The following is a 15,198-nucleotide window of genomic DNA, read 5'->3' as shown; positions in this document are numbered from 1 at the left end:
CTGGACGATCGGAGAAGCCATGGCGCTCGACGACGACGACATGACCAGCACCCAAGGGCCGGCCGACGGCGGCGCCCAGGGCACGCCCGGCACCCACGACGGCGGGGCCGACGGTGGCGCGGACGGCGGGGCCGATGGCGGTGCGGACGGCGGGGCCGACGGCGGGGCCGACGGCGGGGCCGACGGTGGCGCCGACGGTGGCGCGGACGGCGGTGCCGATGGTGGCGCCGACGGTGGTGCGGACGGCGGCGCGGACGGCTCGGCCTGAGCGTGCCTGACCTCGGGAGCCAGGGCCGGGCGCCGTCCTCCTCGGAGGGCGGCGCCCGGCCCGCGCTGCGCCGCTGCACGGCGATGGACCCGCAGGTCTTCACCGAGCAGTACTGGTCCCGGCGGCCGTTGCTCACCCGCGCCGAGGACACCGGCGGGTCCTTCCGGGACCTGCTGACCCTGGACGACGTCGACGAGCTGCTGTCCCGGCGCGGCCTGCGCACGCCGTTCCTGCGCATCGCCAAGGACGGCAGGGTGGTCGACACCCAGCGGTTCACCACCTCCGGCGGCGCGGGCGCGGAGGTCGCCGACCAGGTCTCCTCCGACGCGGTGCTCCGGCTGTTCTCCGAGGGCAGCACCGTGGTGCTGCAGGGCCTGCACCGGCTCTGGCCGCCGCTCATCGAGTTCGCCGACCAGCTGGCCGCCGACCTCGGGCACCCGACCCAGGTCAACGCCTACGTGACACCGCCGTCCTCGCGGGGGTTCAGCCCGCACTACGACGTGCACGACGTCTTCGTGCTGCAGGTCGCCGGCGAGAAGCACTGGACCATCCACGAGCCGGTGCTCCCCGACCCGCTGCGCACCCAGCCGTGGAACGACCGCGCCGAGCAGGTCGCCGCGGCCGCCGAGCGGGAGCCGGTGATCGACGCCGTGCTGCGCCCGGGCGACGCGCTCTACCTGCCGCGCGGGCACCTGCACTCGGCCGTCGCGCTGGGCCGGACCAGCGCGCACCTGACCATCGGCGTGCACCCGGTCACCCGCTGGTCGGCCGCGGAGGCGGTCCTGGACCTGGTCCGCACCCTGGCCGGCGACGACCCGGAGCTGCGCCGGTCGCTGCCGCTGGGCGTCGACCTCACCGATCCGGACGCCGTGGCCGACGACGTCGCCGCGGTCCTCGCCGGGCTCGAGCACGCGCTCCACCGGATCGACCCCGCCGTCGTCGCCGACCGGGTCCGCGCGCGCACGTGGGCCCAGGTGCGGCCCGAGCCGGTGGCCCCCCTCGCCCAGTCGACCGCCGCCGCGGAGCTGACCGCCGACACCGTGCTGCGACTGCGTCCGCGCCTGCGGGTGCAGCTGCGCGAGGCCGAGGGCGACCGGGTCGCGCTGGTCACCGGACGCCGGACGCACGACCTGCCCGCCGCGACCCGGCCCGCGCTGGCCGCGCTGCTGGCCGCCGGTGAGCTCAAGGTCGGCGACCTGCCCGGCCTCGAGCCCGCCGACCAGCTCACCCTGGCCCGGCGGCTGGTCACCGGGTCGGTGGCGGTGGTCCCCGATGCCCGCGCCGAGGTGCCCGGGACCGGCAGGCACGATGGGGAGCATGGCAGCCGGACGTGAGCCCAGCGGGCCGGGAACCGATCCCGACTTCTGCCGCGAGCCCGACGGGGCTCCGCCGGGCACCCGCTCGACCCCGGTCGGCCGGCTCGACCCCGCCTGGTGCTCGGTGCGGGCGCTGCTGCGAGCGGACTCCTCGGTGGCGACCGCACCGCCGGCCCGCCGCTGGCTGCTGGTCGAGCAGCCCGGACCGTGGGGCCGGGACGCGCTGCTGGAGTCCCGCTTCGACCGCCGGGTGGCGTCCCGGCTGGCCGCCCGGGCCCGCGAGCTGGGGCTGCGGATCCAGCTGGTGCGCCGCGCCGGCGACCGGCTGGCCGACTCCGGACGGCGCTGGGCGGTGGCCGACACCACCCCCGGCCGCGAGTTCATCCGATGGTCCACCCGGCAGACCGACGCCGAGCTGCTCCAGCTGCCCTGGGACGGATCGGTCGGCACGCCGTCGCAGACACCGACCTACCTGGTCTGCACCCACGGGGCGCACGACGTCTGCTGCGCCGTCCGCGGCCGCCCGCTGACCCGCTCCCTGCCGCTGGTCGCCGGGCCGGACCGGGCCGACGTCTGGGAGACCAGCCACCTGGGCGGCGACCGGTTCGCGGCCAACGTGCTGGTGCTGCCCTGGGGGCTGTACTACGGGCAGGTGCCCGACGACGGGGCGGAGCTGGTCCGCGCGCACGCCGCGGGGCAGGTGGCGCTGCCGTGGCTGCGGGGCCAGGCAGGGCTGTCGCCGGCCGCGCAGGCCGCCCAGCACCACGCCCGCCGGGAGCTGGGCCTGCTGGGGATCCTCGAGCTGCCACCGCGGCAGGTACGCGCGCTGCCCTCACCGGCGCCCGGGATCGAGCGCTTCGACGTCGTCCTCGCCGGCCCGGACGGCGGGATCACCGTCACCGTGGAGAGCCGGCTGTCGGCCGAGGCGCACCGGCTGACCTGTGCCGCGCCGCACCCGGGGCACTGGCGCACCTGGCACCCGCTGTCCCTGCGGGTGGCCGCACCGTCCTGAGCCGGCTCAGGACACGGCGCGGCCGCGCGCGGCCAGCAACGGAACGGCGAGCTCCGCGGAGGTCAGCGATCCGTGGAAGGCGGCCAGCACCGAACCGCGCGGGTCCTGCTCGGCGGTGGTGATCGCCCAGCTGCCGCGGGCCAGGGCGACGACGTCGCCGATCCGGTCGATGACGGCCGGGTCGACGGCGCCGAAGATCCCGCTGGCCACCGCCTCCTCGCGCCCGGCGACCCAGGCGCGGTCGCCGAGCACCTCGCGCCAGGCGGCGAGCACGTCGGCGGCGGCCCCGGGCTCGGTGTGCACGTACCGGGCCCGGGGCTCCCCGGTGAAGAGCCGGACGCCCTCGGTCAGCGCGGGGACGTCGGCCACGTCCAGCCGGGTCCCGGCGGGGACGTCGACCATGCCGTGGTCGGCGGTGACCAGCAGGACGGCGTCGTCCGGGAGCCCGGCGGCGAGCTGCTCGACCAGGCGGTCGACGACGCCGAGCTGGTGCCGCCAGCTGGCGGAGTCCACACCGCGGATGTGCCCGGTCACGTCGAGGTCGGCGGTGTAGCCGTAGACGAGGCTGCGCTCACCGGCGGCCAGCGCGCCGTGCACGACCGCCACCAGGTCGCCGAGGCTGTACGCGTTCGCGTAGTCGGCGCCGCGGTAGGCGGCCCGGGTCAGCCCGGAGCGGGCGAAGGCGTGCGGGCCGACGGCGGTGCAGGTGATCCCGGCGGCGGTGGCCTGCTCGAAGACGGTCGGCTGCGCCTGCCACCGCCGCGGGTCGGGGTCGTCGGTCCACTGCACGTGGTTGAGCATGCGGCCCTCCCCCGGCACCTCGGTGACGAAGCCCAGCACCCCGTGGCTGCCCGGGGGGAGGCCGGTGCCGAAGGTGGCGAGGCTGACCGGGGTGGTGCTGGGGCACGGCGCGGACAGCACGCCGGCGGGGGTGCCGAGCGCGTTGAGGACCGGCGCCTCGTCGGGATGGGCGGCGATCTGCTCGGCGCCGAGGCCGTCGACGAGCAGGACCGCGATCCGCCGGGCCTCGCCCAGGGCGGGAGCCAGCCGGAGGGGGTCGGCCGGCAGCCCGCCGCGGCGCACCGGGACTCCGAGCGCGGTGGCGACGCCGGGCAGGACGTCGGCGAGGGTGGCCGTGCCGTAACCCGGTGCCGTGAGGTCACGGGGCAGCGGCGTCACGGGCGGGTGGCGAGCAGGTGCAGCGCGGTGGCGATGTCGCGGTAGGGCGAGGTGGCGGCCAGAGCGAGCTCGAGGGCCCGGACGGCGTCGGGGTCGGCACCGGAGGCGGCGTCGAGCAGGTCGGCCACCACCGAGACCCCGCGCCAGTCCCCGGGCTGCAGCCCCGCGCCGGAGACGAGGTCGAGCAGCTCGGCGGGGCCGAACCGGCGGCGCGCCGGGCGGGACCGGCGGGGAGCGGGGTCCTCGTCGGTGAGCAGGGCGCGGGCCTCGACCGGGTGGCCGCTGATCGCGCGGGCGAGGACGGCGCCGGCCCGGTTGGCCGAGGCGAGCGACAGCTGCCCGCCGGGGCGCAGCACCCCGGCGATCTGGCGCAGCGTGCTCGCCGGGTCGTCGACGACCTCGAGCACGAAGTGGCAGAGCACCAGGTCGAAGGCGGCGCCGCCGGCGGGGGTCGGCATGCGGTCGGCGTCGCCCTGCACCGCGCGGACCCGGTCGGCGACCCCGGCGGTGTCGGCGCGGCGCTGCAGGGTGGCCAGCGCGTCCGCGCTGGGGTCGACGACGGTGACGTCGTGCCCCAGCTGCGCGAGCGGAACGGCGAACATGCCGCTGCCACCGCCCACGTCGAGCACCTGCAGGGGCGTGCCGGCGGCGACCACCGGCTGGAGGGCGGCCCAGACCGCCGCCGTGCGGGCAGGGGCCTGCGTTCCGGCTGCGGGCGCGGTTCCGGGCACCCGTCGGAGCCTAGTGGGCACGCCCCTCCGGCCGCCCCGTGGACCCGGCAGTCCCGAGCGCGCGGCTCCGGCCGCTCCCGCCCCTGCTGGTGCCGGTGGGGCGGGAGCGCAGTGTTGGGGCAGCAGTCACCCGACGTTCGCGTGGTGTCCCCGGCGTGTGCCGGCTCACTCCCTACGGTCCGGCCATGCCGAGCTACCGACTGGTGGACGGGCACGGCCGCCCGGCCGACACGTTCACCGCCGCCTGCGACCAGGAGGCCACGGCCTTCGGGAAGACCCGCGCGCTGGACTTCCCGCTCCCCGAGCCGCGCTTCGGAGCGCGCCGCGACTTCCAGCTGCACCGCCAGGACGGCGAGCGCTGGACCCTGCTGGTCGCCTGGGCGCCGGTCTAGACGAGGACCTCCCTGCAGGAGGCCACCGTCACCGGCCGGAGCTGCCCGGGCTGGAGTGCCAGAGCTTCCGCGGCGCCGCGGTCGCCTCCCGGCGGACCGCGGACTTGGTGTCGTCGCCGGCCGGCTTGATGTCGGCGTAGGGCGACATCCGGAAGCCCGTCGGGTGCACGAGCACCGGCCGCACCACGACCGGCCGGGAGCCGTGCGAGGCGGCGGCACCGGTGATCGCCTGCTCCGTGTACTCCCCCTCCGTGGCCATCAGCTCGGCGACCGCGGCCAGCCCGCCTACCTCCCACGCCTCGTGCAGCGCCGGCAGCTCCCACGCGCCGGTGGCCCGCATCGAGATCCCCCGCGGACCGGTGCGCCGCAGCACCCCGCGGATCACCAGCAGCCACGAGTGGAAGACGGTGGACGCGTAGGGCCCCTGCACGTCCTCGAAGAAGGTGGAGTCGGTGCAGCCGGTGCCGTCGTCCAGCGTCACGAACACCACCCGGCGCCCGGACCGGATCGGCGGTGTCTGCGTGGCCACCTTCACCCCGGCCACCAGCACCTCCGACCCGCTGCGGCACTGCAGCAGCTCCCCGGCCGGCACCGCGCCCAGCGCCGCGAGGAACGGCCGGTAGAAGTCGACGACGTGCCGGCTGGCGTCCAGCCCCAGCACCTCCAGCTCCGCCCGCACCCGCTCGGCGTCGGTGAACTCCGGCAGCCCGGAGCTGACGAACTCCGGCGGCCCGCCGGCGTCCTCGCCGGGGTCGGGCTCCTCCGTCCCGGACAGGTCCGTGCCGAACAGTTCCAGGCCGAGCTGACCGCTGCCGGCGGCCCGCGCCCCGCTGCGGCTCCACCGGTCGAGCTCGCCGATCTGCAGCAGCAGGTCGCGGCGGGTCATCGACTGCCGCCGCCGGGTCGGCCGCCCGCCCTCGCTGTCCCGCACCCCGAACCCGTAGACCGAGTCGAAGCCGCCGGCCAGCACCAGCCGCTCGGCCACCGGCCGGGACACGTTCGCCCGGGTCCAGAAGTCGGCCAGTGACCGGTAGGGCTGCCCGGCCACGACCCGGGCCACCTCCTCCTCGCTGATGCCCTTCACGTCGGCCAGCGAGAGCCGGATGCCGTAGCGCCCCGGATCGGACATCGAGGCAGGCATCCAGTCCGGCCGCGGCCGGTCCGCGGCCGGGTCGGGCTCGACCCGCTCCATCCGGTAGGTGCCGGTCGAGGCGTTGACGTCCAGGCCCAGCACGTGCACGCCGAAGTTGCGGGCGTCGTCGAGGATCAGCCGCTTGGGGTACATGCCCGGGTCGTGGGTCAGCACCCCGGCGAGGAAGGCCGCCGTGTGGTGGGTCTTCAGCCAGGCCGACTGGTAGGTGGGCAGCGCGAACGCGGCGGCGTGCGCCTTGCAGAAGCCGAAGGAGCCGAAGGCGACCAGCACCTCCCACACCTGCTCGACCACCTCGACGGCGAAGCCCTCGTCCAGCGCCCGCGGCGCGAACCACGCCTTGACCTCCGGATGGGCGTCCCGCTCGCCCAGCGCCCGGCGCACCTCGTCGGCCTCGGCCAGGGTGCAGCCGGTCATCGCCGAGACGATCATCAACACCTGCTCGTGGAAGACCACCACACCGGCGGTCTGCTCCAGCGCGGGCTGCAGCGCCGGGTGCAGGTACTCGGGGTCGCGCCAGCCGTTCCGGGCCATGAGGAACGGGGTGACCATGTCGCTCTTGACCGGCCCGGGCCGGAACAGCGAGATGTCGATGATCAGGTCCTCGAACGTCTGCGGCCCGAACTTGCCGACCAGCTCGCGCTGCCCCGGGGACTCGATCTGGAACATCCCCAGCGTGCGGGTGCTGCGGATCAGCTCGAAGGTGGCCGGGTCGTCGCGCGGCACGGCGTCGATGTCGACCTCCGCCCCGTCGACCCGGGCGACCTCGTCCATCGCGTGGGCGATCGCCGACTGCATCCGGATGCCGAGCAGGTCGAGCTTGAGCAGCCCGAGCTCCTCGACGTCGTCCTTGTCGAACTGGCTCATCGGGTAGCCGAGGTAGCTGCTCTCGACCGGCGTGCGGTCCAGCAGCGTCGCGTCGGACAGCAGCACCCCGCACGGGTGCAGCGCGATGTGCCGGGGCAGCCCGTCGAGCCGGGCGACCAGGTCGAACAGCAGGTCGAGGTCACCGGAGCCACCGCCGCGTCTCGAGCCCAGCCGGCTGGCCCGCAGCTCCGGCAGGTCGCGCAGTGCGGCGTGCACCTGGTTGGCCCGGATGTGCGGGAACGCCTTGGCCACCGCGTCGACCTCGGCGGGCGGCAGCCCGAGCGCGGCGCCGACGTCACGGATCGCGTGCCGTACCCGGTAGGTGTCCATCATCGAGATGCAGCTGACCCGGTGCGCCCCGAAGCGGTCGATCACCGCGTCGTAGACCTCCATCCGCCGGGCGGACTCCACGTCGATGTCGATGTCGGGCAGCTGGTGGCGCAGCGGCGACAGGAACCGCTCCATGAGCAGGCCGTAGCGGACCGGGTCGACGTCGGAGATGCCCAGCAGGTAGGTGACCAGGCTGCCGGCGCCCGAGCCACGGGCCGCCGCGCGCACCCGCAGCTCCTTGATCAGCGCGACCACGTCGGCGACGGTGAGGAAGTAGGACGGGTAGCCGAGCCCGTCGATGACCGCGAGCTCCTCCTCCAGCCGCTCGCGCACCGTCGCCGTCGGGGACATGCCCCGCCGCCCGAACCCGGCCTCGCACCGGGCCCGCAGCACCTGCGAGGGGCCCATCCCCCGCTCGGCCGGGCTGGTGACCACGTCGAGCTCGGGATAGCGCACCGTGCCGATGCCGAGGTCGGCCCGGACGTCGACCGCGCACTGCTCGGCGACCCGGGCGGTGGTGGCCAGCAGCCGCGCGGCGGCGTCCCGGTCGGGGCCGGTGAGCTCCTCGGCGACCTCGGCCATCTCCTTGCCCGACTTCAGGTACCCCTCGGCGGTGCGCCGGTCGACGTGCCGCTGCCCGAGCGGCACCAGCCGGCGCGTGGCGTCCAGGACGTCGGCGGTGGGGGCGTCGAGCGCGTCGACGTACCGGACGGCGTTGGTGAGCACCGCCGGCACCCCGGTCTCGGCTGCCAGGCGCAGCATCGCCTGCGCCCGCACCCGGTCGCCCTGCCCGCGGTGGTGCACGACCTCGAGCACCAGCTGCCCCGGTCCGAGGACCTCCCGCCAGGCCGCCAGCCGGGCGCGCGCCAGGTCGGCCCGGCCGGCGGCGAGCGCCCGACCCACCGACGACTGCGGGCCCAGCAGGGCGAGCAGCCCGGCGGCGTGCTCACCGGCCACCCGCAGCGAGCTGACCGGCTCGCCGCGGGTGCCCCCGAGGTGGGTGGCGCTGGTGAGCCGGCACAGCGAGCGCCAGCCGGCGCCGTCGCGGGCCAGGAAGGTGACCCGCGGCAGCCGCGGGTCGACGCTGGCGCCGCCCCGGGCCGGCACCCGGCGCCCGGACGGGTGCGCGGCCCGGTGCAGCGCGGCCGAGGAGATGCGCCCGCCCAGCTGCTGCTCGCCCGGCTCACCTCCGGCGACCGGGTCGACGGCGAGGTCGACGCCGAACAGCGGCCGGATCCCCGCCGACCGGCAGGCCAGCGCGAACTTGACCGCGCCGTAGAGGCCGTCGCGGTCGGTCAGCGCGAGCGCCCCCATGCCGTGCTCGGCGGCCCGGGCGACCAGGTCGGCCGGGTGGTTGGCGCCGTGACGCATCGAGTAGCCGGAGGCAGCGTGCAGGTGGACGAACGGGTCGCTCACGGTGTGCGGCCCGACGGACGGCGCTTGCCGCCGTCCATCGACCGCAGGCGCACCGGTGCCGCCGGGGCGGGCGCGGGCCGGCTGACCGTCGTCTCGACCGCGGTGAGGAAGGCCCCCACGTCGCGCACCAGGTCGTCGGCCTCCCGGTCGGTGACCGCGGAGGACAGCCCGGCCTCGGCCGCGGCCCGCTTGGGCGCGTTCGCGGCGAAGAAGACCGCCCACTCCCCGAGCTCGGGGGCCACCTCGGTGATGAGCACCCAGGCGCTGCGCGGCCGGCGCCGCGCCGGCTCCGGGCGGGTACGGGCCGCCAGCACCGCGGCGGCGCCGCGGAGGGCGGCCAGGTGGGCACCGGCGTAGCGCCAGTTCGCCTGGGGCTCGGCGGCGGCCTCGGCCAGGCCGCGGTGCGCCTGGCCGAGCAACTGGGCGGCGGCGGCCGGCATCGGCGGGGGCAACGGGAGCTGGCCCTGGGCGGCGAGGGCGCGGACGGCGCCCATCAGTCGTGCACCCGGACGAGCAGCCACTGGTTGGCCGTCGGCTCCCAGGACAGGTCGAACACCCCGGCGAAGCTCATCCGCGACCGGCCGGCCCGCACCGCCTCCACCCGCCACACCTGCCGGGTGGCGACCAGGTCGGCCGAGGCCCCGCGCCGCTCGGCGCTGTCGGCCTGCCACCACGGCGCGGTCTCGACCCAGGAGTCGAGCAGCTCCCCGACGACGTAGCGGGACTGCCCGCGCCAGAACTGGGCCGGCCCCGCCGACCCCTGCTCGACCTGCACCTCTTCACCGACGCGACCCTCGGCCCCGACGAGCACCCGGCTCATGACACGACTCCCGCACTCCTCGCCCCCACCGGCGACCCCGTCCGCCCGACCCGGTGGGGAAGCGCGCATGCGGGAAGTGCACGGCGACCGGGCCGGGGAACGGCGCCCCCGGTGTTCGAACACGTGTTCGAACACCCATGAGTAGACCGGACCCCACCGACAGCGTCAAGCCGACGGCGCGTGTCGGGATCCGTGTCGTTGCAGCGACTGCACGCAGCCTGCGGCCTGCGCACCGCAGCACACCACGGACCACCGACCGTTCTCGCGGACCGCGGCCGGCGGGCCCCGGCGGTCCCGGGTGGCGCGGCCGTCCGGCGCCGGTGGCAGGATCGCCGGCATGACCGGAGCGGAGACCCTGCACCCCCGGGTCGCCGAGGTCGTGCGGCAGTTGCGCGCCGCCGGTGCCGCCGGTGAGGTGCGCGCGCTGCCCGACAGCGCCCGCACCGCCGCCGCCGCAGCCGCCCAGCTCGGTGTCGAGGCGGGCGCGATCGCCAACAGCCTGGTGTTCGAGGCCGTCGGCCAGCCGCTGCTGGTGCTGACCAGCGGCGCCCACCGGGTCGACGAGGAGCTGATCGCCACGCTGCTCGGTGTGCCCGAGGTCCGCCGGGCGACCCCGGCGTTCGTCCGGGAGCACACCGGCCAGGCCATCGGCGGGGTCGCCCCGGTCGGGCACCCCGCACCGATCGGCACCCTCGTCGACGTCGAGCTGGCCCGGCACCCGCAGGTCTGGGCCGCAGCCGGGCACCCGCACACCGTCTTCCCCACCACCTACGACGAGCTCCTGCGGCTCACCGGCGGCACCCCGGCCGAGGTGGGTCCGGGCCCGGCCGTCACGCCGGCCACACCGCCGGACGAGGCGGCCGGTCGATGACCGGCACCGCCCCGGCCACCCGGGTGGTCGAGCTGCCCACCGGGTGGGTGCGCGACCACCTGCACGAGGTGCTGGCCATCTACGGCGCGGCGATGGGCTACGGCGAGTCGGTCGTCGCCGGCCGGTACGGCTACGCCGTCCAGCACACCGAGCGGGCGGGCTTCCGTGCCGTCGGCGCGTTCACCGAGACCGCTCGGGAGGACGGCGCGGAGGGGGAGCGGCTGGTCGGCTTCGGCTACGGCTACCTGGTCGCCCCCGGCCAGTGGTGGCACGACCAGGTGCGCAACGCCATGGACCGGCGGACGGCGAAGCAGTGGCTGCCCGGCGCGTTCGAGGTCTGCGAGCTGCACGTGCTGCCCGAGCACCAGAGCCGCGGGATCGGCCGGCAGCTGCTGCACGCCCTGGTCGAGGGCGTGCCGGCCCCGGTGGCGCTGCTCAGCACCCCGGACACCGACACCAAGGCGTTCCGGCTGTACCACGCCGACGGCTTCGTCGACCTGGCCCGCGGCTACCACTTCCCCGGGGACGCGCGCCCGTTCGCGATCCTCGGTGCCCGCCTGCCGCTCCTCTCGTCCCCGCGGAACCCGTGACCCCCGGGACCTCCATGACCTCCATGACCTCCGGGGCTTCCGGGGTCGACGCGGTCGACGCGGTCGTCGTCGGTGCCGGCCACAACGGGCTGGTCGCCGCCTGCCACCTGGCCCGGGCGGGGCTGCGGGTGGAGGTCGTGGAGCGCGACGAGGTGCTCGGCGGCGCCGTCTCCACCGTCGAGCGGTGGCCCGGGGTCCGGGTCGACCGGGGCTCCAGCGCGCACGTGATCATCCGGCACAGCGGCGTGGTCGAGGAACTGGAGCTCGAGCGGTTCGGCCTGCGCTACGTCGACTGCGACCCGTGGGGGTTCGCGCCCGCCCCGCGCCCCGGCGATCCCGGTCCCGACGGCCGCCCGCTGGTCTTCTCCGTCGACCTGGACGCCACCTGCGCCTCCATCGCGGCCGCCTGCGGAGAGGCCGACGCCCGCGCCTACCGGCGGTTCGTGCAGGTGTGGGGTCCGCGCAGCGCCGCCGTCGTCCGGGCGTTCGGCGACCGGCCGACCATGGGCCGGCTGGTCCGGCACCTGTGGCCGGTGGGCGCGCCGCGGTCCGGGCAGCCGCGCACCCCCGGCGGCGAGATCGCCACCGACTTCCTCGGCTCCGGCGACGCCCTGCTGGACCGCTGGTTCGACAGCGAACGGCTCAAGGCGGCGCTGGCCTGGTTCGGCGCCCAGTCCGGGCCGCCGATGTCCGAGCCGGGCACCGCGGCGATGGTCGCCTGGGTGGCGCTGCTGCACGAGGTGCCGCCGGGCCACCCGGTGGGCGGCTCGGGCGGGCTCACCTCGGCGCTGGCGGCCCGGCTGGCCGCCGACGGCGGCCGGGTCACCCTCGGGGACGGCGCCGCCCGGCTGCTGGTCGACGGCCCGCCCGGCGCACGCCGGGTCGCCGGGGTGGAGACGACGTCGGGACGGCGGATCCCCGCGCCGGTCGTGGTCGCCGCCTGCCACGTGCTGGCCACCAGGGAGCTGGCCGGCGAGGACGCACCCCCGGCCCTGGCCGACGCCGACCCGCCGGTGGGCAACGGCTTCGGCCTGGTCCTGCGGGCGCTGACCGACGCGCTGCCCGCCTATCCGGGGGCCACCGCGGCCGAGTCGCTGCAGGGGCTGCAGCTGCTGTGCACCGACCGGGCGCAGCTCGCCCGGGCCCACGGCGACTGGCTGGCCGGTGAGCTCCCGCGCGAGCCGGTGCCGCTGGCCATGTCGTTCTCCGCGAGCGACCCGACGCTGGCGCCACCCGGGCAGCACGTCGTCACCATCTGGGGCCAGTGGTACCCGTACACGCTGGCCGACGGCAGCGACTGGGACGCGGTCGCCGACACCGCGGCCGCGCAGCTGGTGCGCGCCGTCGACCGGTTCGCGCCGGGCTTCGCCGACTCGGTACAGCGGCTGTACGTGCAGACACCGCTGTCCCTGGAGCAGGAGCTGGGGCTGCGGCGCGGCAACGTGATGCACGTGGAGATGGGCCTGGCCAGCATGTTCGGCTTCCGGCCGACGCCGGCCCTGGCCGGGCACCGGGTGCCCGGGCTGGGCGGGCTCTACCTCGCCGGCGCGTCCACCCACCCCGGCGGCGGGGTGTCGGGCAACTCCGGGCGCACCGCCGCGCGGCTGGTCCTGGCCGACCGCCGTCCCGCGGCCCGGCTGCGCGCCGAGGCGGGCCGGCGGCTGCGGGCAGCCCGCCGGTGACCGGGGCCCTGGCCCTCCGGCCGGGCACGCCGGTCCGGCTGCCCCTGGTCCTCGCGCTGCTCCTCGTCGGCGCGGCGATCGCCTACCCGCTCACCGATGGCGCCCCGCGGAACGCCGTCAGCTGGACCATAGTGCTGCTCGGCGCCGCGGTGTCGGTGACCTCGGCGGCCCTCAGCCGCGGGCTGCCCACCGGCCTCGGCGTGCTCGGGCTGGTCGCCGTCGTGGCGGTGCTGTTCGAGGCGCTGGGCCTGGCCACCGGCTTCCCCTACGGCGAGTACGGCTACAGCGACGGCCTCGGCCCGACGCTGCTCGGCGTCCCGTTCCTGGTGCCGCTGGCCTGGCTGATGATGGCCTGGCCGAGCTGGGTGCTCGCCGCCCGGCTGGCCCCGCGGTCCCGGCCGGCCCGGGTGCTCGTCGCCGCGTACGTCTTCGCCGCGTGGGACGTCGTCCTCGATCCGCAGATGGTGCAGGCCGGCTACTGGCGCTGGGCGCACCCCTCCCCCGGCCTGCCGGGCATCGACACCGTGCCGCTGACCAACCTCGCTGGCTGGCTGCTGGCCGGGCTGGTGCTCATGACCCTGCTGGAGCTGCTGGCCGGCCGTCGCCCCTCGCGGGGCGGGGACGCCGCACCGCTGCTCGTGCTCGGCTGGATGACCCTCGGCGGGGCGCTCGCGCACGCGGCGTTCCTGGACCTGCCGGGCTCGGCCGTCTGGGGCGTGCTGCTGGCACTGCCGGTGCTCGCCGCGCTGGGCCTGCGCAGCCGCCGGTGAGCCGGCTGGTGCGGCTGGGCGCCGGCCTGTCGGTGCTGGGCGCCGTGCACGCGGCGGTGAACACCCGGCTGCTGCGCCGCCCGCCCGCCGTCCCGCCGCCGGTGCGCAGCCGGGTGGCCGTCGTCCTGCCGGTGCGCGACGAGGCCGACCAGGTGGCCGGCTGCCTGGCCGCCGTCCTCGACCAGCGCGGCGTCCCCGACCTGCGGGTCGTCGTGGTCGACGACGGCTCCACCGACGGCACCGCCGACCGGGTGCCCGCCGACGAGCGGGTGCGGGTGCTCCGGGCGACCCCGCCGGGCCCGGGCTGGCTGGGCAAGCCGAACGCCTGCGCGCAGGGCGCGGCGGCGGCCGGGGACGTCGACGTGCTGGCCTTCCTCGACGCCGACGTCCGGTTGATGCCCGACGCGGTCGCCGCCGCGGTGGCCGTCCTCGACGACGCGGGCCTCGACCTGGTCTCCCCCTGGCCGCAGCAGCTGACCGGCAGCGCCGCCGAGCGGCTGGTGCAGCCGCTGCAGCAGTGGCTGTGGGCGACCCTGCTGCCGCTGCGCCTGGCCGAGCGGTCCCCGCGCCCCTCGCTGGCGGCGGCGAACGGGCAGTTCCTCGTCGTCCGGCGTTCCGCCTACGTCCGGGCCGGCGGGCACGCCGCCGTCCGCGGCGAGGTGATCGAGGACGTCGCCCTGCTGCGCGCGGTCAAGTCCGCCGGCGGCCGCGGCGTGGTGGTCGACGGCTCGACGCTGGCCGCCTGCCGGATGTACGCCGGCTGGCCGGGCGTGCGCGACGGCTACGCGAAGTCGCTGTGGTCCGCCCTCGGCGGGCGTCCGGCCGGGGCCGCCGCGGCGGCGGCCGCGCTGAGCCTGGTGTGGCTGCTGCCGCCGCTGGCCGCGCTCACCGGCTCGCGCGCCGGGCTGCTGGGCTGGGCCGCCGGGGCGGCCGGCCGGGCGGTGACCGCGCGCGCCACCGGGGGCCGGGCCTGGCCCGACGCGCTGGCCCACCCGGTGTCGATCGCGCTGCTCGACGTGCTGGTGGCCCGCTCGCTCGCCGGCCACCGCCGCGGTTCGCTGCGCTGGCGCGGCCGCGCGGTGACCGGCGCGCCGGAGGGCCCCACCTCCCGCAGGATGGAGCGGTGACCACCGCCCGCGTGCACTTCGACCCCGCCGAGATGGAGAGCGCCGCGTTCTACCGGGTGCTCAACTCGATCGTCGTCCCACGGCCGATCGCCTGGGTGTGCAGCCGGTCGGCCGAGGGCGTGCTCAACCTCGCCCCGCACTCCTTCTACACGGTGGCCTGCGTGCAACCGCCGGTCGTGCAGTTCACCTCGGTCGGCCGCAAGGACTCCCTCACCAACGTCGAGCAGACCCGGGAGTTCACCGTCAGCCTCACCCCGGAGTCGCTGTTCGAGCAGGTAAACGCCACGGGCACCGACTTCCCGCCGGAGCACGACGAGGCCGAGCACACCGGGGTCGCACTCGAGCCGAGCGAGGTGGTCGGCGTGCCCCGGGTCGCCGGGTCGCCGGTGTCGATCGAGTGCACGCTGCAGGGCACGGTGTCCTTCGGCGACAGCACCGTGGTGTTCGGGCGGGTCGTGCACGTGAGCGCGTGGGAGTCCGCCGTCCGGGACGGCCGGCCGCGGATCGAGCACCTGCGGCCGCTGGCCCGGCTCGGCGGCAACGAGTGGTCGACGATCGGCGAGGTCAAGGAGATCCGCCGGATCCCCTACCGCCGCTGGTCGGAGGACCCGGAGATCGGCGAGCGCCTGCGCGGCGGCTGACGGCTCCGCTGCAGGGGCCCGGCGCGGGCTCGCGAG

The 15,198-nt window shown here is 76.9% G+C and carries 15 protein-coding genes; 10 read left to right on the top strand and 5 right to left on the bottom strand.

Going from position 1 to position 15,198, the window contains the following annotated elements; translation table 11 throughout:
- The first annotated feature begins 19 nt into the window (after positions 1-19).
- The 3 genes from HL189_RS08335 to HL189_RS08325 are packed head-to-tail and all read left to right on the top strand — an operon-like array spanning position 20 to position 2,596.
- A complete protein-coding gene (locus HL189_RS08335; RefSeq protein ID WP_369133230.1) occupies positions 20-268 on the top strand; it encodes a BatC protein in 249 nt (82 codons plus the stop codon).
- A gap of 2 nt (positions 269-270) precedes the next feature.
- Positions 271-1,602, top strand: coding sequence for a cupin domain-containing protein (locus tag HL189_RS08330; protein ID WP_369133229.1), 1,332 nt, complete (start codon positions 271-273; stop codon positions 1,600-1,602).
- Complete coding sequence (locus HL189_RS08325) at positions 1,586-2,596, top strand: sucrase ferredoxin (protein WP_369133228.1); 1,011 nt, start codon at positions 1,586-1,588, stop codon at positions 2,594-2,596. The genes HL189_RS08330 and HL189_RS08325 overlap by 17 nt, the downstream gene beginning before the upstream one ends.
- A 6-nt stretch (positions 2,597-2,602) precedes the next feature.
- Here the strand turns inward: HL189_RS08325 and HL189_RS08320 are convergent, their stop codons facing one another.
- Positions 2,603-3,775 (bottom strand): alkaline phosphatase family protein, encoded by a 1,173-nt coding sequence (locus HL189_RS08320; protein WP_369133227.1) that lies wholly within the window; start codon positions 3,773-3,775, stop codon positions 2,603-2,605.
- Positions 3,772-4,506, bottom strand: a complete 735-nt coding sequence (locus HL189_RS08315; RefSeq protein WP_369133226.1) for a class I SAM-dependent methyltransferase — start codon at positions 4,504-4,506, stop codon at positions 3,772-3,774. The genes HL189_RS08320 and HL189_RS08315 overlap by 4 nt, the downstream gene beginning before the upstream one ends.
- Positions 4,507-4,691: 185 nt before the next feature.
- Here HL189_RS08315 and HL189_RS08310 point away from each other — a divergent pair, with 185 nt between their 5' ends.
- On the top strand, positions 4,692-4,898 hold the full coding sequence (locus tag HL189_RS08310; protein WP_369133225.1) for a hypothetical protein: 207 nt from the start codon (positions 4,692-4,694) through the stop codon (positions 4,896-4,898).
- A 28-nt stretch (positions 4,899-4,926) separates the two neighbouring features.
- On the opposite strand, the gene HL189_RS08305 is transcribed toward HL189_RS08310, so the two are convergent.
- Genes HL189_RS08305 through HL189_RS08295 form a run of 3 tightly spaced genes read right to left on the bottom strand, consistent with a single transcriptional unit; the run spans position 4,927 to position 9,481 of the window.
- Positions 4,927-8,661, bottom strand: coding sequence for a DNA polymerase III subunit alpha (locus HL189_RS08305; RefSeq protein ID WP_369133224.1), 3,735 nt, complete (start codon positions 8,659-8,661; stop codon positions 4,927-4,929).
- Positions 8,658-9,155, bottom strand: a complete 498-nt coding sequence (locus HL189_RS08300) for an SAV_6107 family HEPN domain-containing protein (RefSeq protein WP_369133223.1) — start codon at positions 9,153-9,155, stop codon at positions 8,658-8,660. Before HL189_RS08300 ends, HL189_RS08305 begins: the two co-directional genes overlap by 4 nt.
- Positions 9,155-9,481, bottom strand: a complete 327-nt coding sequence (locus HL189_RS08295; RefSeq protein WP_369133222.1) for a DUF6504 family protein — start codon at positions 9,479-9,481, stop codon at positions 9,155-9,157. Before HL189_RS08295 ends, HL189_RS08300 begins: the two co-directional genes overlap by 1 nt.
- 337 nt (positions 9,482-9,818) lie before the next feature.
- Between HL189_RS08295 and HL189_RS08290 the strand changes: the two genes are divergently transcribed.
- The 6 genes from HL189_RS08290 to HL189_RS08265 are packed head-to-tail and all read left to right on the top strand — an operon-like array spanning position 9,819 to position 15,162.
- On the top strand, positions 9,819-10,352 hold the full coding sequence (locus HL189_RS08290; RefSeq protein WP_369133221.1) for a YbaK/EbsC family protein: 534 nt from the start codon (positions 9,819-9,821) through the stop codon (positions 10,350-10,352).
- Positions 10,349-10,942 (top strand): GNAT family N-acetyltransferase, encoded by a 594-nt coding sequence (locus tag HL189_RS08285; protein ID WP_369133220.1) that lies wholly within the window; start codon positions 10,349-10,351, stop codon positions 10,940-10,942. The genes HL189_RS08290 and HL189_RS08285 overlap by 4 nt, the downstream gene beginning before the upstream one ends.
- Before the next feature lie 23 nt (positions 10,943-10,965).
- On the top strand, positions 10,966-12,624 hold the full coding sequence (locus HL189_RS08280) for a phytoene desaturase family protein (protein WP_369133219.1): 1,659 nt from the start codon (positions 10,966-10,968) through the stop codon (positions 12,622-12,624).
- Positions 12,621-13,394, top strand: a complete 774-nt coding sequence (locus HL189_RS08275; protein WP_369133218.1) for a carotenoid biosynthesis protein — start codon at positions 12,621-12,623, stop codon at positions 13,392-13,394. The genes HL189_RS08280 and HL189_RS08275 overlap by 4 nt, the downstream gene beginning before the upstream one ends.
- Complete coding sequence (locus HL189_RS08270) at positions 13,391-14,521, top strand: glycosyltransferase family 2 protein (protein WP_369133217.1); 1,131 nt, start codon at positions 13,391-13,393, stop codon at positions 14,519-14,521. The genes HL189_RS08275 and HL189_RS08270 overlap by 4 nt, the downstream gene beginning before the upstream one ends.
- A complete protein-coding gene (locus HL189_RS08265; protein ID WP_369133216.1) occupies positions 14,518-15,162 on the top strand; it encodes a flavin reductase family protein in 645 nt (214 codons plus the stop codon). Before HL189_RS08270 ends, HL189_RS08265 begins: the two co-directional genes overlap by 4 nt.
- Positions 15,163-15,198 lie beyond the last annotated feature (36 nt).

It is taken from the genome of Modestobacter sp. I12A-02662, from assembly GCF_041028325.1.
GTDB lineage: Bacteria > Actinomycetota > Actinomycetes > Mycobacteriales > Geodermatophilaceae > Modestobacter.
This window is presented reverse-complemented; position numbering and strand designations above follow the sequence as displayed.